General features: G+C 61.1%; 21 protein-coding genes. 18 read left to right on the top strand and 3 right to left on the bottom strand.

Annotated elements, in window-relative coordinates; translation table 11 throughout:
• Positions 1-66 precede the first annotated feature (66 nt).
• The 3 genes from AC3WP7_RS06605 to AC3WP7_RS06595 are packed head-to-tail and all read left to right on the top strand — an operon-like array spanning position 67 to position 2,414.
• On the top strand, positions 67-375 hold the full coding sequence (locus tag AC3WP7_RS06605; protein ID WP_102592255.1) for a hypothetical protein: 309 nt from the start codon (positions 67-69) through the stop codon (positions 373-375).
• 18 nt (positions 376-393) lie between these two features.
• Complete coding sequence (locus AC3WP7_RS06600; protein ID WP_092242509.1) at positions 394-1,071, top strand: response regulator; 678 nt, start codon at positions 394-396, stop codon at positions 1,069-1,071.
• Positions 1,068-2,414 (top strand): ATP-binding protein, encoded by a 1,347-nt coding sequence (locus tag AC3WP7_RS06595; protein ID WP_092242512.1) that lies wholly within the window; start codon positions 1,068-1,070, stop codon positions 2,412-2,414. Before AC3WP7_RS06600 ends, AC3WP7_RS06595 begins: the two co-directional genes overlap by 4 nt.
• 60 nt (positions 2,415-2,474) lie before the next feature.
• On the opposite strand, the gene AC3WP7_RS06590 is transcribed toward AC3WP7_RS06595, so the two are convergent.
• Complete coding sequence (locus AC3WP7_RS06590; protein ID WP_093514555.1) at positions 2,475-3,473, bottom strand: AraC family transcriptional regulator; 999 nt, start codon at positions 3,471-3,473, stop codon at positions 2,475-2,477.
• A gap of 338 nt (positions 3,474-3,811) precedes the next feature.
• Here AC3WP7_RS06590 and AC3WP7_RS06585 point away from each other — a divergent pair, with 338 nt between their 5' ends.
• The 3 genes from AC3WP7_RS06585 to AC3WP7_RS06575 all read left to right on the top strand — a co-directional run bounded on the left by AC3WP7_RS06585 (position 3,812) and on the right by AC3WP7_RS06575 (position 6,851).
• Positions 3,812-5,143 carry a dicarboxylate/amino acid:cation symporter gene (locus AC3WP7_RS06585; RefSeq protein ID WP_102592256.1) on the top strand — a complete coding sequence of 444 codons (1,332 nt, stop codon included), beginning with the start codon at positions 3,812-3,814 and terminating at the stop codon, positions 5,141-5,143.
• Between the two features lie 140 nt (positions 5,144-5,283).
• Positions 5,284-6,270 (top strand): XdhC family protein, encoded by a 987-nt coding sequence (locus tag AC3WP7_RS06580; RefSeq protein WP_071490510.1) that lies wholly within the window; start codon positions 5,284-5,286, stop codon positions 6,268-6,270.
• Positions 6,267-6,851 (top strand): nucleotidyltransferase family protein, encoded by a 585-nt coding sequence (locus AC3WP7_RS06575; protein ID WP_102592257.1) that lies wholly within the window; start codon positions 6,267-6,269, stop codon positions 6,849-6,851. The genes AC3WP7_RS06580 and AC3WP7_RS06575 overlap by 4 nt, the downstream gene beginning before the upstream one ends.
• Before the next feature lie 63 nt (positions 6,852-6,914).
• Here the strand turns inward: AC3WP7_RS06575 and rne are convergent, their stop codons facing one another.
• Positions 6,915-10,091 carry a ribonuclease E gene (gene rne / locus AC3WP7_RS06570; protein ID WP_404941833.1) on the bottom strand — a complete coding sequence of 1,059 codons (3,177 nt, stop codon included), beginning with the start codon at positions 10,089-10,091 and terminating at the stop codon, positions 6,915-6,917.
• 759 nt (positions 10,092-10,850) lie between these two features.
• Between rne and rluC the strand changes: the two genes are divergently transcribed.
• The 3 genes from rluC to AC3WP7_RS06555 are packed head-to-tail and all read left to right on the top strand — an operon-like array spanning position 10,851 to position 13,464.
• Positions 10,851-11,810 carry a 23S rRNA pseudouridine(955/2504/2580) synthase RluC gene (rluC, locus tag AC3WP7_RS06565; RefSeq protein WP_071490507.1) on the top strand — a complete coding sequence of 320 codons (960 nt, stop codon included), beginning with the start codon at positions 10,851-10,853 and terminating at the stop codon, positions 11,808-11,810.
• Positions 11,797-12,459 (top strand): HAD-IA family hydrolase, encoded by a 663-nt coding sequence (locus AC3WP7_RS06560; RefSeq protein WP_102592259.1) that lies wholly within the window; start codon positions 11,797-11,799, stop codon positions 12,457-12,459. Before rluC ends, AC3WP7_RS06560 begins: the two co-directional genes overlap by 14 nt.
• A 21-nt stretch (positions 12,460-12,480) precedes the next feature.
• Positions 12,481-13,464: a S49 family peptidase gene (locus tag AC3WP7_RS06555; RefSeq protein WP_092242527.1), complete on the top strand. Its 984-nt coding sequence runs from the start codon at positions 12,481-12,483 to the stop codon at positions 13,462-13,464.
• A gap of 130 nt (positions 13,465-13,594) precedes the next feature.
• Here AC3WP7_RS06555 and AC3WP7_RS06550 read toward each other — a convergent pair whose 3' ends face one another.
• The gene (locus AC3WP7_RS06550) at positions 13,595-14,173 is read right to left on the bottom strand and encodes a Maf family protein (RefSeq protein ID WP_092242530.1); all 579 of its coding nucleotides are present in this window, start codon (positions 14,171-14,173) and stop codon (positions 13,595-13,597) included.
• A 105-nt stretch (positions 14,174-14,278) separates the two neighbouring features.
• Here AC3WP7_RS06550 and AC3WP7_RS06545 point away from each other — a divergent pair, with 105 nt between their 5' ends.
• The 9 genes from AC3WP7_RS06545 (at position 14,279) to mltG (ending at position 21,617) form a co-directional block, all read left to right on the top strand.
• The gene (locus AC3WP7_RS06545) at positions 14,279-14,809 is read left to right on the top strand and encodes a YceD family protein (protein WP_010566563.1); all 531 of its coding nucleotides are present in this window, start codon (positions 14,279-14,281) and stop codon (positions 14,807-14,809) included.
• Positions 14,810-14,822: 13 nt separating this feature from the next.
• Entirely contained in the window at positions 14,823-15,005 is a 183-nt protein-coding gene (gene rpmF, locus AC3WP7_RS06540; protein WP_003179396.1) for a 50S ribosomal protein L32, read from the top strand.
• Between the two features lie 4 nt (positions 15,006-15,009).
• On the top strand, positions 15,010-16,020 hold the full coding sequence (plsX, locus tag AC3WP7_RS06535; protein WP_102592260.1) for a phosphate acyltransferase PlsX: 1,011 nt from the start codon (positions 15,010-15,012) through the stop codon (positions 16,018-16,020).
• Between the two features lie 126 nt (positions 16,021-16,146).
• Entirely contained in the window at positions 16,147-17,085 is a 939-nt protein-coding gene (gene fabD / locus AC3WP7_RS06530; RefSeq protein WP_092242539.1) for an ACP S-malonyltransferase, read from the top strand.
• A 25-nt stretch (positions 17,086-17,110) separates the two neighbouring features.
• A complete protein-coding gene (gene fabG / locus AC3WP7_RS06525; RefSeq protein WP_015885432.1) occupies positions 17,111-17,854 on the top strand; it encodes a 3-oxoacyl-ACP reductase FabG in 744 nt (247 codons plus the stop codon).
• A 191-nt stretch (positions 17,855-18,045) separates the two neighbouring features.
• The gene (gene acpP, locus AC3WP7_RS06520; protein ID WP_003175607.1) at positions 18,046-18,282 is read left to right on the top strand and encodes an acyl carrier protein; all 237 of its coding nucleotides are present in this window, start codon (positions 18,046-18,048) and stop codon (positions 18,280-18,282) included.
• 128 nt (positions 18,283-18,410) lie between these two features.
• Positions 18,411-19,655 (top strand): beta-ketoacyl-ACP synthase II, encoded by a 1,245-nt coding sequence (gene fabF / locus AC3WP7_RS06515; RefSeq protein ID WP_093128129.1) that lies wholly within the window; start codon positions 18,411-18,413, stop codon positions 19,653-19,655.
• On the top strand, positions 19,655-20,470 hold the full coding sequence (pabC, locus tag AC3WP7_RS06510) for an aminodeoxychorismate lyase (RefSeq protein WP_102592261.1): 816 nt from the start codon (positions 19,655-19,657) through the stop codon (positions 20,468-20,470). Before fabF ends, pabC begins: the two co-directional genes overlap by 1 nt.
• A gap of 1 nt (position 20,471) precedes the next feature.
• A complete protein-coding gene (gene mltG, locus AC3WP7_RS06505; RefSeq protein ID WP_071490500.1) occupies positions 20,472-21,617 on the top strand; it encodes an endolytic transglycosylase MltG in 1,146 nt (381 codons plus the stop codon).
• Positions 21,618-21,622: the final 5 nt, after the last annotated feature.

Here is a 21,622-nt window from a genome sequence, read left to right as displayed (position 1 = left end):
TTCAGGGGGAGTTCAGGGGCGCCTGCGTAGTCTGGGGCATACAGCCAAACGCATAGAGGTGACACCATGACTGCGATCAAACAGCTGATGTTGGCGTTAACCATGCTCAGTGCCACCGCTGGGGTCCAGGCATCCGATGGCGCCTTCGCCGCATTCGGCGGTGAGAAAACCAAGAAATCCAGTACCTTGATCCAGCGTGTCAGCTTCGAAGAAGCGGGCAGCCAACCCACGCCCTGGGGCCAGTCCCTGAGCCTTGTAACCCCGCAGCCGGGCTATCGCGCCGGTTATGAACACCTGACCGGCCAGTTCAATGGCATAAAACTGCGCCCGCAAGACCTGCAGGGCCGCTATGATATCCCTCTGTCGGACAGTTGAATTGCCTTGGAGAGCCTTATGAAATTGCTGGTGGTGGAAGATGAGGCGCTGCTGCGCCATCACCTGTTTACCCGCCTGACCGACAGCGGGCATGTGGTCGAGGCCGTGGCCAATGCCGAAGAAGCCCTGTACCAGACTGGCCAGTTCAACCATGACCTGGCGATCATCGACCTGGGTCTGCCCGGCATGGGCGGCCTGGACCTGATCCGCCAACTGCGTGCCCAGGCCAAGACCTTTCCGATCCTGATCCTCACCGCCCGCGGTAATTGGCAGGACAAGGTCGAAGGCCTGGCCGCGGGCGCTGACGACTACGTGGTCAAACCGTTCCAGTTCGAAGAGCTGGAGGCGCGGATGAACGCTTTGCTGCGCCGCTCCAGTGGCTTTACCCAGTCGACTATTGTTGCTGGTCCCTTGTTGCTGGACCTCAATCGCAAGCAGGCGTCGCTCGAAGAGCAGCCGCTGGCGTTGACCGCCTACGAATATCGGATCCTTGAATACCTGATGCGCCATCACCAACAAGTGGTCGCCAAAGACCGCTTGATGGAACAGCTCTACCCCGATGACGACGAGCGTGATCCGAATGTCATCGAGGTGCTGGTCGGTCGCCTGCGTCGCAAGCTGGAAGGCCCGGCCGGGTTCAAGCCGATCGACACGGTGCGTGGCCTGGGCTATCTGTTCAATGAGCGCTGCCGTTGATTCGCTCGCTACGCGTGCGCTTGATGCTGGCGGCCGCGACCTTGGCCGTGCTGTTCATGCTCGGCCTGTTGCCGGCCATGCAGGGGGCGTTCAGCCTGGCGTTGCAGGACTCCATCGAGCAGCGCCTGGCGTCGGACGTCACCACCTTGATCTCTGCCGCGCGGGTCGAAAACAACCGTCTGCTGATGCCGGCGCAGTTGCCCGACGAACGCTTCAACCTCACTGACAGCCGCCTGCTCGGCTATATCTACGACCGCGAAGGCCACCTGGTGTGGCGTTCGCGGGCGACCAAAGAAGAAAACATCAACTACAAGCCACGCTACGACGGGCGCGGTAACGAGTTTGCGCGGATTCGCGAGGCCAACGGCCAGGAATTCTTCGTGTATGACGTCGAGGTCAGGCTGCTGGGCGGCAAGAGCGCCGCCTTCAGTATCGTGGCCCTGCAACCGGTGCGCGAATACCAGTTGACCCTGGAAGGCTTGCGCGAAAATCTCTACCTGGGCTTCGGCGCAGCCTTGCTGGTGTTGTTGACCTTACTGTGGCTTGGCCTGACCTGGGGCCTGCAAGCCCTGCGCCGGCTGAGTCAGGAGCTCGACCAGATCGAAGGCGGCACCCGTGAGAGCCTCTCCGAACAACACCCCCGCGAATTGCTGCGCCTGACCGGCTCCCTCAACCGCTTGCTGCACAGCGAGCGTGAGCAACGTGCGCGCTACCGCGATTCCCTCGACGATTTGGCCCACAGCCTGAAAACCCCGCTCGCGGTGTTGCAGGGAGTGAGCGAAGAAATGGCCCAGCGTCCGGAAGATCGCGAGCAGGCCCGGGTGCTGCAGTCGCAGATCGAGCGCATGAGCCAGCAGATCAGCTACCAGTTGCAGCGCGCCAGCCTGCGCAAAAGCGGCCTGGTGCGCCACCAGGTGCGCCTGGAGCCGGTGCTGCAAAGCCTGTGCGATACGCTGGGCAAGGTCTATCGCGACAAGCGCGTCAGCGTGTCCTTTGACCTGCCGGAAGAGTGTGATGTGCCAATCGAGAAGGGCGCCTTGTTGGAGCTGCTCGGCAACCTGCTGGAAAACGCCTACCGCCTGTGCTTGAGCGAAGTGCGCATCAGCCTGGTGGAAAGCCTGGAAGGCACCGAGCTGTGTATTGAGGATGACGGGCCTGGCGTGCCGCCGGATCAGCGTGCCAGGATTCTGCAGCGGGGTGAACGGCTGGACCGTCAGCACCCGGGGCAGGGGATTGGGTTGGCGGTGGTCAAGGACATCATCGAGAGCTACGGTGCGCGGTTGACCCTGGGCGATTCGCCGTTGGGTGGCGCCGCCTTCAGGATTCACTTCCCGGCTTTGTGATCTTTAGGGGGGGACAGGCCTCATCGGGGGCAAGCCCCCTCCCACATTGGCGCTGCATCTTTAGCTCTCTTGGGCTCGGTAAGCCCCCGGCGTCAACCCCGTCCACTTCTTGAACGCCCGATGAAACGCCGACGGTTCGGAAAACCCCAACTGCTCGGCAATCTCCTGCAACGATAAATCCGCCCGCCCCAAATGATAGATGGCGATGTCCCGCCGCAGCTCATCCTTGAGTGCCTGAAAGCTGGTGCCTTCTTCGCGCAAATGCCTGCGCAGGGTCTGCGGGCTGATGTGCAACTGCTGGGCGACGGCTTCCAGGTCTGGCCAGGGTGTACGGTCGCCGCTGAGCAAGCGGCGGAGCTGGCTGCTCAAGCTGTCGCCTTCATCCGGCCGTGACAACAGGTCGGCGGGGGAGCGCTCGAGGAAGTGCTTGAGCGTGCGTTCGTCCTGCAACAGCGGCAGGCTCAGGTAGCGGCTGTGAAATACCAGGCTGCTGTTCGGTGCGCCGAATACCTGGGTGCAGGGAAACAGCAGGTCGTATTCGCTGGCGTGAGCCGGCATCGGGTAGCTGAAGGTGGCCTGGTGCAGGCGGATGCGTTGGCCGATCAGCCAACTGCCGAGTCGATGCCAGATCACCAGCAGGCATTCGCTGAGGAAGTGATCCGGGTCCCACAATTGCGAGTCGTCCAGGCTCAAACGGGCCATTTCGCCTTCACGTGTCAGCTGCCAGCGTGGCCCCTGCGGGAATAGGCTATAAAACAATAAGCCGCGTTCCAGGGCTTTCTCCAGGGTGCGGCAGTGGATCAATGCGTGGCACATCATGGCAAAGGTGCCGCGTTTGCTGGGGCCGTCGGCAAACCCCAGGTATTCATCGTCCAGCGCCAGCCAGAGCATTTGCAGCAACCGGGTAAATTGTTCCGGCGCGATGCGGGCGCGAGGTTCGGTCAGTAGTTCCGGGGTGATACCTGCTTGCAGCAGCAGGCCCGAGTAGTCGTAACCGACCCGACGCGCACCGCCGAGGGCTGCCCGGGCGTAATGGCTGGCGATGGTACGTTCACGCATGCGAAGGCCTCTTCCATGGACGGGCGGATGGTAGCCACCCTCGGATGGGGTCACAAGGCGGATATCCGCCAAATTGTAGGACGGGATCAGGTTGATGGGCGGAAATCCGCCACTCGATTCGGTGCTTGGGAGGGCACTTGTAAAGTACAAACCCTGATGTCTAAAGGCCTTCAGGGTTTTTCAGCAAAGTGGCACGGCGTTTGCGGTAAGGATGACAGCGCAGGCTGGACCTACCGACCTCGCAAACAACAAATCCCTCCAGTGCAGGAGGGTTCGCAATTCAAGTGTCGTGGGCAATGGCGGATATTTGCCACACGGGACGATTGAGGAACTTTGCAATGACGACTCGTCAGCCTATCTACAAATCCCTGTACTTCCAGGTGATCGTTGCAATCGTTATCGGTATTTTGCTCGGTCACTTCTACCCACAGACCGGTGTGGCCCTCAAGCCACTGGGTGACGGGTTCATCAAACTGATCAAAATGGTCATCGCCCCGATCATCTTCTGCACCGTTGTCAGCGGCATCGCTGGCATGCAAAGCATGAAATCGGTCGGCAAGACCGGCGGTTATGCACTGCTGTACTTCGAGATCGTTTCCACCATCGCGCTGCTGATCGGCCTGATCGTGGTGAACGTGGTGCAACCGGGCAACGGCATGCACATCGACGTCGCCACCCTGGACGCCTCCAAAGTGGCAGCCTACGTCACTGCCGGTAAGGACCAGAGCATCGTCGGCTTTATCCTCAATGTGATCCCTAACACTATCGTTGGCGCGTTCGCCAATGGCGACATCCTGCAAGTGCTGATGTTCTCGGTGATCTTCGGTTTCGCCCTGCACCGTCTGGGTGCCTACGGCAAGCCGGTACTGGACTTCATCGATCGCTTCGCCCACGTGATGTTCAACATCATCAACATGATCATGAAGCTCGCGCCAATCGGTGCCCTGGGCGCCATGGCATTCACCATCGGTGCCTACGGTGTGGGTTCGCTGGTGCAGTTGGGCCAGTTGATGATCTGCTTCTACATCACCTGCATCCTGTTCGTGCTGGTAGTGCTGGGCGGTATCTGCCGCGCTCACGGTTTCAGCGTGATCAAACTGATCCGCTACATCCGTGAAGAGCTGTTGATCGTACTGGGTACTTCCTCTTCCGAATCCGCACTGCCACGCATGCTGATCAAGATGGAGCGTCTGGGCGCGAAGAAATCCGTAGTAGGCCTGGTGATTCCAACTGGCTACTCGTTCAACCTCGACGGTACTTCGATCTACCTGACCATGGCGGCCGTGTTCATCGCCCAGGCGACCGACACCCACATGGACATCACCCACCAGATCACCCTGCTGCTGGTGCTGCTGCTGTCCTCCAAAGGCGCTGCCGGCGTGACCGGTTCGGGCTTCATCGTACTGGCGGCCACCCTGTCGGCCGTAGGTCACCTGCCGGTTGCCGGCCTGGCGCTGATCCTGGGTATCGACCGCTTCATGTCCGAAGCCCGTGCGCTGACCAACCTCGTAGGTAACGCCGTTGCCACCATCGTCGTGGCCAAGTGGGTCAAGGAACTGGACACCGACAAGCTGCAAAGCGAGCTGGCGTCCGGCGGTACCGGCATCTCGGAAACCCGTGAGCTGGATGACCTGGGCGTGGCCGAAGGCCCTGCACCTGTGGTCAAGTAAATTGCCGATGGCGTGAACTAACGCTGACAGCAACGCACAAACGCCCCGACTGGTTCGGGGCGTTTGCGTTTCTGGCGCGTCACTTCGGCGACTTTTGTTTTACAGTGAATGACTCGGTTTTAACGCTTGCAGGAGGTTATGTGGACAGTGTGGATCTGAATGTCCTGCGCAGCGTGCTCGAATGGCGCCGTGCCGGACAGCGAGTGGTGTTGTACAGCGTGGTCCAGACCTGGGGCAGCGCGCCGCGCCCGCCGGGCGCCATGCTGGCATTGCGGGGCGATGGGGTAGTGATCGGCTCGGTATCGGGCGGGTGCATCGAAGATGACTTGATTGCCCGCCTGCAGGATGGTCGGCTGCCTGAAGACGGGCCGCCGGTGCAGTTGGTGACCTATGGCGTTACCCGCGATGAAGCGGCGCGTTTTGGCCTGCCGTGCGGCGGCACCTTGCGCCTGACCGAGGAGCGGGTAGACGAGTGGGAATGGGTGGCTGAGCTGTTGGCACGGTGCGAGGCTCATCAGATCGTCGCCCGGGAGTTGGACCTGGCCACTGGCAAGGTGACGTTGAGTGGCGCGAGCAAGACCGACGTCGTCACCTTCGACGGTGAACGCCTGCGAGCCATCTATGGCCCACGCTGGCGCCTGCTGTTGATCGGTGCCGGGCAGTTGTCGCGGTATGTGGCGGAAATGGCGCGCCTGCTGGATTTCGAAGTACTGATCTGCGACCCGCGCGATGAGTTTGTCTATGGCTGGGAAGACCAGCACGGTCGCTTCGTGCCGGGTATGCCCGATGAGGCGGTGCTGAATATCCAGACCGACGAGCGCACGGCCATCGTCTGCCTCACCCATGATCCGCGCCTGGATGACATGGCGCTGCTGACGGCACTGAATTCCTCGGCGTTCTACATTGGTGCCCTCGGTTCACGGGTCAACAGCCAGAAACGCCGGGAAAACCTCGCGGCGCTGGGCTTGTCGACGGAAGCGATTGCGCGTCTGCATGGGCCGATCGGTTTGCATATCGGCAGTCATACACCGGCGGAAATCGCGTTGTCGTTGATGGCGGAAATTGTTGCGATCAAGAATGGTGTGGCGCCGATGCAGAAGAAGCCGTTGCCGGTGGTGGTTGAGTGAGCATCACCGCGATTGTGCTCGCGGCGGGGCAGGGCAGCCGTTTCCGCGCCGAGGCAGGGGCTGACCAGGACAAGTTGCTGGCTGATTGTGTGGGCCTGGATGGCGTCGTTCGGCCAGTGATCGAGCAGGTGCTGAAAAATCTGCCGAGTGCCGTGGCTGATCGTTGGGTGGTGACTTCAGCCGATCGTCCCGAAGTAATTCGCTTGGCAGAGATCTACGGTTGCAAGGTGTTGCTGCTGCGCTCGGCCGGCATGGGCGACAGTATTGCCGCTGCGGTTGCAGCCAGTGCTTCGGCGAATGGCTGGCTGGTGGTGCTGGGGGATATGCCGTTTATTCAGTCATCGAGCATTGAGCGAGTGATTGCGGGGTTGGAGGAGGGTGGCATCAGTGTGCCGGTGCAGGACGGGCAGTACGGGCATCCTGTGGCATTTGGCCGGGCATTTGGGCCCGGGTTGATGGCTTTGACCGGTGACCGTGGAGCCAAGCCGTTGTTTGCCCAGGCGGCGGTGCGTGAGGTGGCGGTAGATGACCCAGGTGTGTCATGGGATGTGGACGTGCCTGCGTTGTTGCATTACCTCTAACCGGACGAACATAAAAAAGCCCCGCCTGATCACTCAGGCGGGGCTTTTCAGTGGCTGCGGGAATCAGGCGAGAGGCTTGCTCTCGTGTTCTGCTTCCTGTGCCGCAGCAGCAGCAGCGGCAGCGGCAGCGGCTTCAGCTTCCTTGCGACGACGACGCACTTCACGTGGGTCGTTCGGCGCACGGCCGTTTTCGGTCAGGGCGCTGACCGGTGCAGCCTCAACCACGGGGGCAGCCACTTCGGCAGCCGCCGGCGCTTCAACCACTGGCGCTGGTTCAACGACCGGAGCAGGCTCAACCACTGGGGCTGGCTCGGCAACCACAACTTCGGCAACCGGTGCCGGCGCTTCTTCTACCGCCGGGGCAGGTGCTGGCGCTGGCGCTTCAACCGGAGCGGCAGGCTCGGCAGTCCATTGGAAGGCGGTCTGTTCTTCACGAACTTCACGAACTTCACGAACTTCCGGGGCCGCTTCGACAGCCGGTGCTTCAATCACTGCTTTAGCCACAGGTTGAGGCTCGACTACCGGTACTTGTTCAGCCACCGCTTCAACTTCTGGCAGGGCTTCTTGAACCGGAGCAACTTCCACTTCCGGAACAACCGGTGCTTCGATTGGGGTAGTCGCTTCAACAACCGGTGCTTCTACGACTGGGGTTTCGGCAGCAGGTGCTTCAACGACCGACGCTTCAACCACTGGGGCCTCGGCGGCAGGCACTTCCACAACGACGGCTTCTTCAACAGTCGCGGTAGCGCGCTCAGCCTGCTCGTGCGCCTGGGCTTCAGCCGGAGCGCTGATGACCGAGCTGGCAACGGCAGCGGTAACGGCCAGGCCGGCAGCCAGCTCGGCGCCAGTCGGCTCGCTGGTAGCGGCTTCTGCGTTTTCGCCGGTCTCTTCCGAGCCTTCGATCACGTTGCCGTTGGCATCGCGTTGACGCTCACGACGGTTGCTGCGACGACGCTGGCCACGGGAGCGACGGCGTGGACGATCGCCTTCGGCGCCTTCCTGACCGTCTTCCTGCAGTTGCTCTTCGCCGGTCAGCACTTCTTCTTCGCTGGCGGCAGCCGCTTGTTCGGCACGTGGTTGACGCTCTTCACGCGGAGCGCGAGGCTGGCGTTCTTCACGTGGCGCACGTTCTTCGCGCGGCTGGCGAGCCGGGCGTTCTTCGGCAACAACAGCTGCACCGGCAACGGCTGGCGCAGCGTCCAGCGGCTCGCGCAGTTCGCGCACACGCTCTTCGCGCTCGCCACGTGGCTTGCGGTCTTCGCGTGGGGCGCGTGGCGTACGCGGTGCGCGCTCTTCACGCGGTGCCCGTTCTACGGTCGGGGTTTCTTCACGGGCTTCGCGAGGCGCACGCTCTTCACGTGGGGCGCGTTCTTCACGCGGCGCACGCTCTTCGCGCGGCTTGCGCTCTTCGTCACGACGGCCGTTGCGGTTACGGCTCTGCTGGCGACCGTTGCGACGCTCTTCGTTGCGTGCAGGGCGCTCGGTCGCTGGTTTCTCAACCACAACCGGTGCAGCAGGTTCTTCCTTGGTGGCGAACAGGCTTACCAGCGACTTCACCAGGCCTTTGAACAGGCTTGGCTCAGGCATTACGGCTGGCGCGGCAACCGGAGCGGCGGCTTCAACCGGAACCGGTGCGTTGGCACGGGCCGGAGCGGTTTTCACGGCGGCTTCCTGGCGGACCAGGGTGCGGGTCGCGGCGGCTGGCTGCACTTCTTCGACTTCGGCGGCTGCAGCGGCGATTTCGTAGCTGGACTGGCCGCTGTGGGCTTCCGGGCTGTCATCACGCAGGCGCTGCACTTCGAAGTGCGGCGTTTCGAGGTGATCGTTCGGCAGGATGACGATACGGGCACGGGTGCGCAGTTCGATCTTGGTGATCGAGTTGCGTTTTTCGTTGAGCAGGAAGGCTGCAACCGGAATCGGCACTTGTGCGCGGACTTCGGCGGTGCGGTCTTTCAGGGCTTCTTCTTCGATCAGGCGCAGGATCGCCAGGGACAACGATTCAACGTCACGGATGATGCCGGTGCCGTTGCAACGCGGGCAAACGATGCCGCTGCTCTCGCCCAGGGACGGACGCAGGCGCTGACGGGACATTTCCAGCAGGCCGAAGCGCGAGATGCGGCCGACCTGTACGCGGGCACGGTCAGCTTCCAGGCATTCGCGGACTTTCTCTTCCACGGCGCGCTGGTTCTTGGCTGGGGTCATGTCGATGAAGTCGATCACGATCAGGCCGCCGATGTCACGCAGGCGCAGCTGGCGGGCGATTTCTTCAGCCGCTTCCAGGTTGGTCTGCAGGGCGGTTTCTTCGATGTCGCTGCCTTTGGTCGCACGCGCCGAGTTGATGTCGATGGACACCAGGGCTTCGGTCGGGTCGATCACGATGGAGCCACCGGAAGGCAGTTCGACCACGCGCTGGAAGGCGGTCTCGATCTGGCTTTCGATCTGGAAACGGTTGAACAGCGGAACGCTGTCTTCGTACAGCTTGATCTTGCTGGCGTACTGCGGCATCACCTGGCGGATGAAGGTCAGGGCTTCGTCCTGGGCTTCAACGCTGTCGATCAGCACTTCGCCGATGTCCTGGCGCAGGTAATCGCGGATGGCGCGGATGATCACGTTGCTTTCCTGGTAGATCAGGAACGGCGCGGAACGATCCAGGGAGGCTTCCTTGATGGCGGTCCAGAGTTGCAGCAGGTAGTCGAGGTCCCACTGCATTTCTTCGCTGCTGCGGCCCAGGCCGGCAGTGCGCACGATCAGGCCCATGTCGGCCGGTGCGATCAGGCCGTTCAGCGCTTCACGCAGTTCGTTGCGCTCTTCGCCTTCGATGCGACGGGAAATGCCGCCGGCACGCGGGTTGTTTGGCATCAGGACCAGGTAACGGCCAGCCAGGCTGATGAAGGTGGTCAGGGCGGCGCCCTTGTTGCCACGTTCTTCTTTTTCGACCTGGACGATGACTTCCTGGCCTTCGCTCAGGACGTCCTTGATGTTCACGCGGCCTTCGGGGGCTTTCTTGAAGTATTCGCGGGAGATTTCTTTGAGGGGCAGGAAGCCGTGGCGCTCGGAGCCGAAATCGACAAAGGCAGCCTCGAGGCTTGGTTCGATGCGAGTAATACGGCCTTTATAGATGTTGGCCTTCTTTTGCTCGCGTGCACCGGATTCGATGTCCAGGTCGTAGAGGCGTTGGCCATCTACCAGTGCAACACGCAACTCTTCGGGTTGAGTTGCGTTAATCAGCATTCTTTTCATGTTGTACCGTCGGTTTCCGGGCTGCCGGAAACGGCGTTCGGCACACACGACTTCTCACGGTCGGTGTCAGGTGCGTCAAGAGTGGTTGGCCACTCCAGTGTCCAGCAATAACAGGCCAATTGGGCCGGTACCGCGACGGACGCGTCCTGCTTGTTAGCGGTGGTGACAAAGGCACCACTTCAACAAAAGCTAAGGTCAGGAGGAGGAATCAACCGGCGACTGTGGACGAGATGAAGCGTCTAAATATAAGCCTAGTGCTACACGGTCCGACGGTTGTGCATCTCCACCCTACACGTATCCCTGATAATTCGGGTGCTGCCGCGCGCAGAATCCGCAGCGGGTTGGCATTTACCGTGTTCTCCAATGGGGAGTCCACGCTCATGGCTAAACAAGACTAGGTGTGGGCGGTTGCGCTCTCACTCAGCTCTTAACAGGCGTTGTTTCCGAAGCATTCGCCGTGGTCTGGTCCAAGACTGACTGCACTTTGTGAACTGGCCGTAAATATCTGCGCAGAACGCGAGTATTCACTCTGCTTTCTGCACTCGCTTCAGGCCTCATGTCACCTGCGCTTGTTACAATCTTGAACCTTCCAGGGTGGCGAAAGCCCCGTAGGACGGCCTCGCGTCCTGATGAATTGCGATGGTCAGGGCCGGCAGTTTGCCGCATGTCCTCTGTCCAGGCCGCTTTTGGCGGCGTTCGCGACTATAGCAGCAATGATTAAGTGCTTCAATTCCATAAAAAATTGTTATCATCGCCGCCATGACGACTACCGCCCCCCAGACCCCCAGCGTCCAGCTGCTCGAGGTCTCGCCGGAATATGCCGGCCAACGCATCGACAATTTTCTCCTGGCCAGGCTCAAAGGCGTGCCCAAGACCTTGATTTACCGCATCTTGCGTAAAGGTGAAGTGCGGGTGAACAAGGGCCGGATCAAGCCCGAGTACAAGTTGCAGGCGGGCGATATCGTACGCGTGCCACCGGTGCGCGTGCCTGAGCGTGACGAGCCTGTACCGTTGGCCCAGGGCTTGTTGCAGCGCCTGGAAGCCTCGATTGTCTTCGAAGACAGCAAGCTGATTGTGATCAACAAGCCCTGCGGCATTGCGGTGCATGGTGGCAGCGGCCTGAATTTCGGCGTGATCGAAGCCTTTCGTCAGTTGCGCCCGGATGCCAAGGAGCTGGAACTGGTCCACCGCCTGGACCGCGACACGTCCGGCCTGCTGATGATCGCCAAGAAACGCAGCATGTTGCGCCACCTGCACACCGCGTTGCGCGGCGATGGCGTGGACAAGCGCTACATGGCGCTGGTGCGCGGCAACTGGGCCAGTTCCATCAAGAGCGTCCGTGCGCCGTTGCAGAAGAGCAACCTGCGCTCCGGCGAGCGCATGGTCGAAGTGGATGAGGAGGGCAAAGAAGCCCTGACCCTGTTCAAGGTGCTGCGCCGTTTCGGCGACTTCGCCACGATGGTCGAGGCCAAGCCGGTCACCGGGCGCACCCATCAGATTCGTGTGCACACCCTGCACGCGGGTCACTGCATCGCGGGCGATACCAAGTACGGCGACGAAGATTTCTCCAGGGAAATCCGCGATCTGGGCGGCAAGCGCCTGTTTCTGCACGCCTACATGCTCACCGTGCCGCTGCCAGATGGTGGCGAGTTGAAGCTGCAGGCACCGGTCGATGAGATGTGGGCCAAGACCGTGGAGCGCTTGAGTGTCGCGCCTTGACTACAAACTGCTGATATTCGATTGGGATGGCACCCTGGCCGACTCCATTGGCCGGATTGTCGAGTCGATGCACGCTGCGTCGACCCGCTCGGGGTATGCGCTGTGCAGTGATCTGGCGGTCAAGGGCATTATCGGCCTCGGCTTGCCTGAGGCGATTCGCACCTTGTACCCCGAGATCAGCGACGCCGAACTGGTCGCGTTTCGCGAGCATTACGCCGATCACTACATCGCATTGGAGGCCACCCCTTCGCCGCTGTTCGACGGTGTGGCGCAGGCCCTGGAGGCATTCCGTGCCCAGGGCTATCACCTGGCAGTCGCCACTGGCAAGGCACGACGTGGCCTGGATCGGGTGCTCAAGGCCCACGGTTGGGAAGATTATTTCGATATCACCCGCGCCGCCGATGAAACTGCCAGCAAGCCTCATCCTCTGATGCTGGAGCAGATCCTGGCCCATTGCGGCGTGTCGCCACGCCAGGCCTTGATGGTGGGCGATGCCTCCTTCGACCTGATGATGGCGCGCAATGCGGGCATGGACAGTGTGGCGGTCAGCTATGGCGCCCAGGCTGCCGAGGCGTTGCAGCAATATGAGCCGCGTCTGACGATTGATCATTTTTCCGAATTGCAGGCCTGGCTCAACCGGGCCCAATAAGTCTTTGCTGGGGTTGATGGCATGAGTGATGAGTGGAAAGCGCCCGAAAAGGCTGAAAGCAGTGATGACAAAAGCTGGAAGCTGCTGGAGAAAACCCTTCTGGCCAGCGTTCAGGAGCAGCGTCGCGCGCGGCGTTGGGGGATTTTCTTCAAGCTGCTGACCTTTGTCTGGCTCATCGGCATGCTGGCGCTGTTCAGTCCACTGGTGGACATGGAAAAAAGCGCAACCCGGGGTGCCAATTACACTGCCCTGATCGAAGTGCGCGGAGTGATTGCCGACAAGGAGTCCGCCAGTGCCGACAACATTGTCAGCAGCCTGCGCGCCGCGTTCGAAGACCCTAAGGTCAAAGGTGTGATCCTGCGTATCAACAGCCCGGGCGGCAGCCCGGTGCAATCGGGTTATGTGTATGACGAGATCCGTCGTCTGCGTGGTCTGCACCCGGATACCAAGCTGTATGCGGTGATTTCCGACCTGGGCGCCTCGGGTGCCTATTACATTGCCAGTGCCGCTGACCAGATCTACGCCGACAAGGCCAGTCTGGTGGGTTCCATTGGCGTGACGGCGGCCGGTTATGGTTTCGTCGGCACCATGGAGAAGCTCGGGGTGGAGCGTCGCACGTACACTTCGGGTGAGCACAAATCTTTCCTCGATCCCTTCCAGCCGCAAAAGGCCGATGAGACCCAGTTCTGGCAGGGTGTGCTCGATACCACTCATCGCCAATTCATCGCCAGCGTGAAGCAGGGGCGTGGTGATCGTCTGAAGGACAAAGACCATCCGGAGCTGTTCTCCGGCCTGGTGTGGTCCGGCGAGCAGGCGTTGCCGCTGGGCTTGATCGACGGCCTGGGCAGTGCCAGTTCGGTAGCGCGGGATGTGATTGGCGAGAAGGAGTTGGTGGATTTTACGGTTGAGGAATCGCCGTTTGATCGTTTCTCCAAGCGGCTCGGTGCCAGTGTGGCCGAGAAGCTGGCCTTTTACATGGGCTTCCAAGGCCCAAGCCTGCGCTGAGCCCCAGGCTACATATAGATCAAAATGTGGGAGGGGGCTCGCCCCCGATTGCGGTGGGTCAACTGCGGGTTAGTTGGCTGATCCTCTGCTATCGGGGGCAAGCCCCCTCCCACATTTGCTTGTGGTGTTCTCAGGGGATTTGCACGCCTTCGGCCAGCAGCATATCCACCAGGCGAATGAGGGGAAGGCCGATGAGGCTGGTGGCGTCCGACCCTTCGGTACTTTGGAACAGGCTCACGCCCAACCCCTCGGCCTTGAAGCTTCCCGCACAGTCATACGGCTGCTCGACTCGCAAATAGCGTTCGATGCGCTCGGCATCCAGCTCGCGCATGTGCACGGTAAAAGGCACGCAGTCGACCTGGCAGTGCCCCGTCTTGCTGTTGAGTAGTGCCAGCCCAGTGAGGAAGCTGACGCGCTTGCCGCTGGCGGCCAGCAGTTGCTCGCGGGCATTCTCGAAGGTGTGCGGCTTGCCGATGATCCGGCCATCGAGTGCGGCCACCTGGTCGGAGCCGATAATCAAATACCCCGGATGGCTGGCGGCAAGGGCGCGGGCTTTCTGTTCGGCCAGGCGCTTGACCAGTTCCTCGGCGGATTCATTTTCGTGGTGACTTTCATCGATATCCGGTGAGCTGCAGATAAACGGCAGGTGCAGGCGGCTCAGCAATTCCCGGCGATACACCGAGCTGGATGCGAGTAATAAAGGCAGCATGGGCGTCTCCTCAGGTCGGCAGCGGATTCTAGCGGGGCGACCGGCTGACGCACAGGGCTGAATTTCCTTTGACATGGCTGGGTGCATCCCTATAATGCTGCGCCTATGTTGAATGACCCGATTCCACCTCACGTTGACCCGCGCAAATTGGCTGATCGTGGCACTTCCCTTCAAGGTGAGTTGCTGCTGGCCGATTTGGAGAGACTCTGCGACCCGCTTTCCGACACTGTCGGTACGGTGCAGGCCAAATTCGTTTTTGAACGAGATGAACGTAAATCTGTGGTAATCCACAGTTTTATCGACACCGAAGTCAAAATGGTTTGCCAGCGTTGTCTTGAGCTGGTCACCCTGCCGATCCACAGCGAGTGCAGTTATGCTGTGGTGAAGGAGGGTGCGAATACCCAGTCGTTGCCGAAAGGTTATGACGTGCTGGAACTGGGCGAAGATCCTTTGGATCTGCATGCACTGATCGAGGAGGAGCTTCTGCTCGCCTTGCCCATTGTGCCTGCTCATCATCCGGAAGAATGCCAGCAGCCGGCGGGCCTCGATGACGAGCCCGAACCGAGCGAGGACGAGGTAACGCGGTCCAACCCGTTCAGTGTATTGGCGCAGTTAAAGCGTGACCCAAACGTTTAGGAGTTAATCAATTATGGCTGTTCAGCAGAACAAAAAATCCCGCTCCGCCCGTGACATGCGCCGTTCGCACGACGCTCTCGAGGCTAGCACCCTGTCCGTGGAAAAGACCACCGGTGAAGTTCACCTGCGTCACCACGTATCGCCAGAAGGCGTATACCGTGGCCGTAAAGTGATCGACAAGGGCGCTGACGAGTAATCACTTGTCTGCTCTAGTCATCGCGATAGACGCAATGGGCGGGGACTTCGGTCCCCGCAGCATTGTTCAGGCCTGCATTGCCAGCCTGTCTGCAACACCCTCGCTGCACCTGGCCCTCGTCGGCCAACCCTCCTTACTTGAAGAAATGATTGCCAGCCATCCGGCGGTGGATCGCGCGCGCCTGACGATTACGCCAGCCAGCGAAACCATCACCATGGATGAAAAGCCTGCGGCAGCCCTGCGTGGCAAGCCTGACTCTTCGATGCGGGTGGCCCTGGAACTGCTGCGTGATGGCAAGGTGCAAGCCTGTGTCAGCGCCGGCAATACCGGGGCGCTGATGGCGTTGTCGCGGTTTGTGCTCAAGACCCTGCCCGGCATTGATCGACCGGCTATGGTGGCGGCGATTCCGACGCAAAAAGGCTATTGCCAGTTGCTGGACCTGGGCGCAAACGTCGATTGCAGCGCCGAGCATCTGCTCCAGTTCGCCGTGATGGGCTCGGTGGCCGCCGAGGCGCTTGGCGTGGCCCGCCCGCGCGTTGCCTTGCTGAATATCGGCACCGAAGACATCAAGGGCAACCAGCAGGTCAAGCTGGCCGCCACGTTGCTGCAGGCCGCGCGGGGTTTGAATTACGTCGGGTTTGTCGAAGGTGACGGCTTGTACCGTGGCGAAGCGGACGTGGTGGTGTGTGACGGGTTTGTCGGCAATATCCTGCTCAAATCCAGCGAAGGCCTGGCGACCATGATCGCCACGCGTATCGAGGCGCTGTTCAAACGGAGCCTGGCATCGCGCGTTGTCGGCGCCCTGGCGCTGCCGTTGATGCGCCGCTTGCAGGCTGACCTGGCTCCGGCGCGGCATAATGGCGCGAGTTTTCTGGGGTTGCAGGGCATTGTGGTAAAAAGCCACGGCTCGGCCGGTGTCGAGGGTTTTCAAAGTGCGATCGCGCGGGCAGTGATCGAGATCCAGGAAAACCTGCCGCAACGCTTGCACGGCCGTCTTGAGGACCTGTTGCCTTAGGCGAATCGGCCCGGGAGTGCTTAAATGTGACCGGCCAGTTCAATTGACCATCCAATCTGTCAGTTTCGTGCGCTCCCACCGTAGGAGTGCGCATTTTTGACGACCAGATCATTAGGGGCTTGTTACATGTCTACATCCCTCGCATTCGTCTTTCCAGGGCAGGGTTCGCAGTCCCTCGGCATGTTGGCCGAGCTGGGCGCGCAATACCCGCTGATCCTGGACACCTTCAAGGAAGCTTCCGACGCCCTGGGTTACGACCTGTGGGCACTGACCCAGCAGGGGCCGGAAGAGCAACTCAATCAAACCGATAAAACCCAGCCGGCCATCCTGACCGCCTCGATCGCCCTGTGGCGCCTGTGGCTGGCAGAAGGCGGCGCACGCCCTGCATTCGTCGCCGGCCACAGCCTGGGCGAATACAGCGCCCTGGTGGCAGCGGGCAGCATGACCCTGGGTGAGGCGGTCAAGCTGGTCGAGCGTCGTGGCCAACTGATGCAAGAAGCCGTTCCGGCCGGGCAGGGCGGCATGGCCGCGATCCTGGGCCTGGACGATGCCGTGGTGATCGAAGCCTGCGCCGAAGCGGCCCAGGGCGAAGTCGTCAGTGCAGTGAATTTCAATTCCCCGGGCCAGGTGGTGATCGCCGGTGCCAAGGCTGCCGTTGAGCGTGCCATCGAAGGCTGCAAGGCCCGTGGCGCCAAGCGTGCGTTGCCGTTGCCGGTGAGCGTGCCGTCGCACTGCGAGCTGATGCGCCCGGCGGCCGAGCGTTTTGCCGAGTCCATCGCCGCCATCAACTGGCAGGCGCCGCAGATCCCGCTGGTGCAGAACGTCAGCGCCGCCGTGGCTGCCGACCTCGAAACCCTCAAGCGCGATCTGCTGGAGCAGCTCTACAAGCCGGTACGCTGGGTTGAATCGGTCCAGACCCTGGCCGCCAATGGTGCGACTGAACTGGTTGAGTGTGGACCGGGTAAAGTCCTGGCCGGCCTGAACAAGCGCTGCGCCGACGGCGTGTCGACTGCCAACCTCAATACCCCTGACGCCTTTGCTGCCGCTCGCGCGGCACTGGCCTGAATCCCTGAACTTAGGAGAAGCCTGCATGAGTCTGCAAGGTAAAGTTGCACTGGTCACCGGCGCAAGCCGTGGCATTGGCCAGGCGATCGCCCTGGAGCTGGGCCGTCAGGGCGCTGTTGTGATCGGCACCGCTACTTCCGCCTCGGGCGCCGAGCGTATCGCCGCGACCCTGAAGGAAAACGGCGTGCAAGGCACCGGCCTGGAACTGAACGTGACCAGCGATGAATCCGTGGCTGCCGTTTTGGCCGAGATCACCGCACAGTTCGGCGCGCCGGCGATTCTGGTGAATAACGCCGGTATCACCCGCGATAACCTGATGATGCGCATGAAAGACGACGAGTGGTACGACGTGGTCGACACCAACTTGAACAGTCTGTTTCGCCTGTCCAAGGGCGTTTTGCGCGGTATGACCAAGGCGCGTTGGGGCCGAATTATCAATATTGGCTCCGTAGTGGGTGCCATGGGCAACGCAGGCCAAGTAAACTACGCAGCCGCCAAGGCCGGTCTGGAAGGTTTCAGCCGTGCATTGGCGCGTGAAGTCGGCTCGCGGTCGATTACGGTCAACTCGGTGGCTCCAGGGTTCATCGACACCGATATGACCCGCGAACTGCCGGAAGCACAGCGTGAAGCGTTGCTGACGCAGATTCCGCTGGGCCGTCTGGGCCAGGCTCAAGAGATCGCGAATGTGGTCACTTTCCTGGCATCCGACGGTGCGGCATACGTGACTGGGGCTACAATCCCGGTGAACGGCGGGATGTACATGAGTTAAATTGTGACGGATCGCTTCAAAAATATGTCATACGAGCTGTCTAAAATCCGTTATAAAGCTGCAACTTAATTTATAGGCAGGTGGCCGACCGGGTACAGGATGAAGCTTTCAGTTGAAAAGCTGAAAAGGCTTTCTATACACTTACCCACTGGCCAGCTGCCTGAATTTGTCCATTAGGAGTTAAACAAGGTATGAGCACCATCGAAGAGCGCGTCAAGAAAATCGTCGCCGAGCAACTGGGCGTTAAAGAAGAAGAAGTGGTCAACACTGCTTCCTTCGTAGAAGACCTGGGTGCCGATTCCCTTGACACCGTTGAGCTGGTGATGGCTCTGGAAGAGGAATTCGAGACCGAAATCCCGGACGAAGAAGCTGAAAAAATCACTACTGTTCAAGCTGCTATCGACTACGTTACTAGCCACCAGGCGTAATAGTTTGTAGTCGTCGCTTGCTGTCAGGGAAAAACCGCACTGCTGTAACGGCGTGCGGTTTTTTCTTTAGCCCTGATGAAAAGTACGCGCTGAAGCAAAAGTGTCGTCATTAGAAAAAGGAGAGTGCTGTGTCGCGTAGACGCGTCGTAGTCACCGGTATGGGTATGTTGTCGCCACTGGGCACGGATGTGCCAAGCAGTTGGCAGGGCATTCTGGCTGGCCGCAGTGGTATTGGTCTGATCGAACACACGGACCTTTCTGCCTATTCCACCCGTTTTGGCGGCTCGGTAAAGGGTTTCAATGTCGAGGAATATCTCTCGGTCAAGGAATCCCGCAAACTCGACCTGTTCATTCAATACGGCCTGGCAGCCGGTTTTCAGGCTGTGCGTAATGCCGGTCTGGAAGTCACCGACGCCAACCGTGACCGCATCGGCGTGGCCATGGGTTCGGGTATTGGCGGTTTGACCAATATCGAAGAAACCAGCCGCACGTTGCACGATTCCGGCCCTCGTCGAATTTCGCCGTTCTTCGTCCCGGGCTCGATCATCAATATGATTTCCGGTTTCCTGTCCATCCACCTGGGCGCACAGGGACCTAACTACGCCATCGCCACGGCGTGCACCACCGGCACGCACTGCATTGGCATGGCGGCGCGCAATATCGCCTATGACGAAGCCGACGTGATGATCGCCGGTGGCGCCGAAATGGCGGCCTGCGGCCTCGGCATGGGCGGCTTCGGCGCGTCCCGTGCGCTGTCGACGCGCAACGACGAGCCGACCCGCGCCAGCCGTCCATGGGACAAAGGCCGTGACGGCTTCGTGCTGTCCGACGGTGCCGGCGCCCTGGTGCTGGAAGAGTTGGAACACGCCAAGGCGCGTGGTGCCACCATCTACGCCGAGCTGATTGGCTTTGGCATGAGCGGTGACGCCTACCACATGACCTCGCCACCGTCCGACGGTGCCGGTGCCGCGCGTTGCATCACCAACGCCCTGCGCGATGCCAAGGTGAATGCGGACCAGGTGCAGTACATCAACGCCCACGGGACTTCGACTCCGACGGGCGACCTGGCGGAAGCCGAGGCCATCAAGTCGGTGTTCGGTGAGCACGCCTATAAGCTGGCGGTCAGCTCCACCAAGTCCATGACCGGACACCTCTTGGGTGCGGCGGGCGCGGTCGAGGCGATCTTCAGCGTGATGGCCATCAAGGATCAGGTCGCGCCGCCGACCATCAACCTGGATGAGCCTGACGAAGGCTGCGACCTGAACTTCGTGCCTCACGAAGCGCAGCCGATGCCGATCGACGTGGCGATCTCCAACTCGTTCGGGTTTGGCGGTACCAACGGTTCCCTGGTGTTCCGCCGGTTCGCCGAGTAATGCACAGCTGGGTCGACGGTCAGCCAGCGGACAGCGTGCCCCTGAAAGATCGCGGCCTGGCGTATGGCGATGGGCTGTTCGAGACCATCGCCGTCAAGGCCGGACAGCCGGTGCTGCTCGACCGTCACCTGCAACGCCTCGACGAGGGTTGCAGGCGCCTCGCCTTGGTTGCGGATCCGATGGTGATCCGCAGCGAAGTGCTGGCCTACGCCACCGCCCTTGGCGAGGGTGTCCTCAAATTGATCCTGACCCGTGGCGACAGCCTGCGCGGTTATGGCATCCACCCTGGCGCACCGGTGCGCCGTATCTTGCAGGGCAGCCCGCCTACTACTTATCCCAGCGCTCATGGAACCGATGGCATCCGCCTGTTTCCCTGTGCCACCCGCTTGGCCGAACAGCCGTTGCTGGCCGGTCTCAAGCACCTCAACCGTCTGGAACAGGTGATCGCCCGCGCCGAGTGGCAGGACACCAAGCACGCTGAAGGCTTGATGCTGGATGTGTCCGGTCGTGTGATCGAAGGCGTGTTCAGCAACCTGTTCCTGGTGTGCAACGGCTTGTTACTAACCGCTGATCTGACGCGTTGCGGCGTGGCCGGGGTGATGCGCGCCGAGATTCTGGCCCAGGCACAGACCCTGGGCATCCCGGTGGCCGTGGCCGACATCAGTGTCGAGCAGTTGCAGCAAGCCGACGAAGTCTTCGTGTGTAACAGCGTTTATGGCATTTGGCCGGTGCGCGAGTGCGCTGCGATGAGCTGGTCGGTTGGCCCGCTCACCCGTAAACTGCAGGGCATTGTTCGCGCGCTATTGGAAATTTGAGTTGATACGAAAACTGGTTGTACTGCTGCTGATCGGTCTGTTCTCGGCGGCTTTGCTGTTGGGTTATGGCGCCTGGAAATACGACGCTGCCCTGAAGCAGCCCTTGAAGCTGACCCAGGAGCAATTGCTCGACGTACCGGCAGGGGCGACCCCCACCGGCACCTTCAATCGCCTGGAAGCTGACGGCGTACTGGACGGTGCCTTCTGGTTGCGTCTGTACTGGCGCTTCAACCTGGACGGCCAGCCATTGCACAGCGGCGAATACCGCATGACGCCCGGCATGACGGCGCAAGGCTTGATCGGCTTGTGGCAGCGTGGCGAAGTGGTGCAATACAGCCTGACGCTGGTCGAAGGTTGGAACTTCCGCCAGGTACGCTCGGCCCTGGCCAAGCATGAAAAGATCGTGCAGACCCTCTCGGGCCTGAGCGACAGCGACGTCATGGACAAGCTCGGTCACCCTGGCGTGTTTCCAGAAGGGCGGTTCTTCCCCGATACCTACCGTTTCGTGCGTGGCATGACCGACGTCGAATTCCTGAAGAAAGCCTACAACCGCCTGGACGACGTACTCGCCCAGGAATGGAGCAAGCGCGCTGCCGACGCGCCTTACACAGACCCTTACCAAGCGCTGATCATGGCCTCCCTGGTGGAGAAAGAGACGGGCGTGCCTGAAGAGCGTGGGCAGATTGCCGGGGTATTTGTGCGGCGCCTGAAGGTCGGCATGCTGCTGCAGACCGACCCGACGGTGATCTACGGCCTGGGTGAACGCTACAACGGCAAGTTGACCCGCGCGCACCTCAAGGAAGCCAATCCCTACAACACCTACATGGTCGCCGGCCTGCCGCCGACGCCCATTGCCATGGTCGGCCGCGAGGCGATCCATGCCGCGCTGAACCCGGTGCCGGGCAGCAGCCTGTATTTCGTTGCCCGTGGCGATGGCAGCCACATTTTCTCGGATAACCTGGATGCGCATAATGCCGCCGTGCGTGAGTTCCAACTCAAGCGACGCGCCGATTACCGCTCCAGCCCGGCGCCGGTGGTGAAGCCTGCCGAAGACGCAACGCCACCGGCGGATGTGCCTGCCGAGGCGCCGGTAGAAAAGCCGGCCGACCCTGCTCCGGACGCTACCGCGCCGCAAAGCCCGCAATAATTCTG

The organism is Pseudomonas sp. FW305-3-2-15-C-LB1 (assembly GCF_058787615.1).
Note: the sequence above shows the minus strand (reverse complement) of the source record. Positions and strands in the feature narration are given on the sequence as shown.

What these genes read in the sequence shown, in the direction of transcription:
- acpP (WP_003175607.1), top strand. Translation starts at nt 18,046, where the DNA reads ATGAGCACCATCGAAGAGCGCGTCAAGAAAATCGTCGCCGAGCAACTG.
- rpmF (WP_003179396.1), top strand. Translation starts at nt 14,823, where the DNA reads ATGGCTGTTCAGCAGAACAAAAAATCCCGCTCCGCCCGTGACATGCGC.
- rluC (WP_071490507.1), top strand. Translation starts at nt 10,851, where the DNA reads ATGACGACTACCGCCCCCCAGACCCCCAGCGTCCAGCTGCTCGAGGTC.
- rne (WP_404941833.1), bottom strand. Translation starts at nt 10,091, where the DNA reads ATGAAAAGAATGCTGATTAACGCAACTCAACCCGAAGAGTTGCGTGTT.
- fabG (WP_015885432.1), top strand. Translation starts at nt 17,111, where the DNA reads ATGAGTCTGCAAGGTAAAGTTGCACTGGTCACCGGCGCAAGCCGTGGC.
- AC3WP7_RS06600 (WP_092242509.1), top strand. Translation starts at nt 394, where the DNA reads ATGAAATTGCTGGTGGTGGAAGATGAGGCGCTGCTGCGCCATCACCTG.
- AC3WP7_RS06585 (WP_102592256.1), top strand. Translation starts at nt 3,812, where the DNA reads ATGACGACTCGTCAGCCTATCTACAAATCCCTGTACTTCCAGGTGATC.
- fabD (WP_092242539.1), top strand. Translation starts at nt 16,147, where the DNA reads ATGTCTACATCCCTCGCATTCGTCTTTCCAGGGCAGGGTTCGCAGTCC.
- AC3WP7_RS06550 (WP_092242530.1), bottom strand. Translation starts at nt 14,173, where the DNA reads ATGCTGCCTTTATTACTCGCATCCAGCTCGGTGTATCGCCGGGAATTG.
- AC3WP7_RS06545 (WP_010566563.1), top strand. Translation starts at nt 14,279, where the DNA reads ATGTTGAATGACCCGATTCCACCTCACGTTGACCCGCGCAAATTGGCT.
- AC3WP7_RS06555 (WP_092242527.1), top strand. Translation starts at nt 12,481, where the DNA reads ATGAGTGATGAGTGGAAAGCGCCCGAAAAGGCTGAAAGCAGTGATGAC.
- AC3WP7_RS06590 (WP_093514555.1), bottom strand. Translation starts at nt 3,473, where the DNA reads ATGCGTGAACGTACCATCGCCAGCCATTACGCCCGGGCAGCCCTCGGC.
- pabC (WP_102592261.1), top strand. Translation starts at nt 19,655, where the DNA reads ATGCACAGCTGGGTCGACGGTCAGCCAGCGGACAGCGTGCCCCTGAAA.
- AC3WP7_RS06605 (WP_102592255.1), top strand. Translation starts at nt 67, where the DNA reads ATGACTGCGATCAAACAGCTGATGTTGGCGTTAACCATGCTCAGTGCC.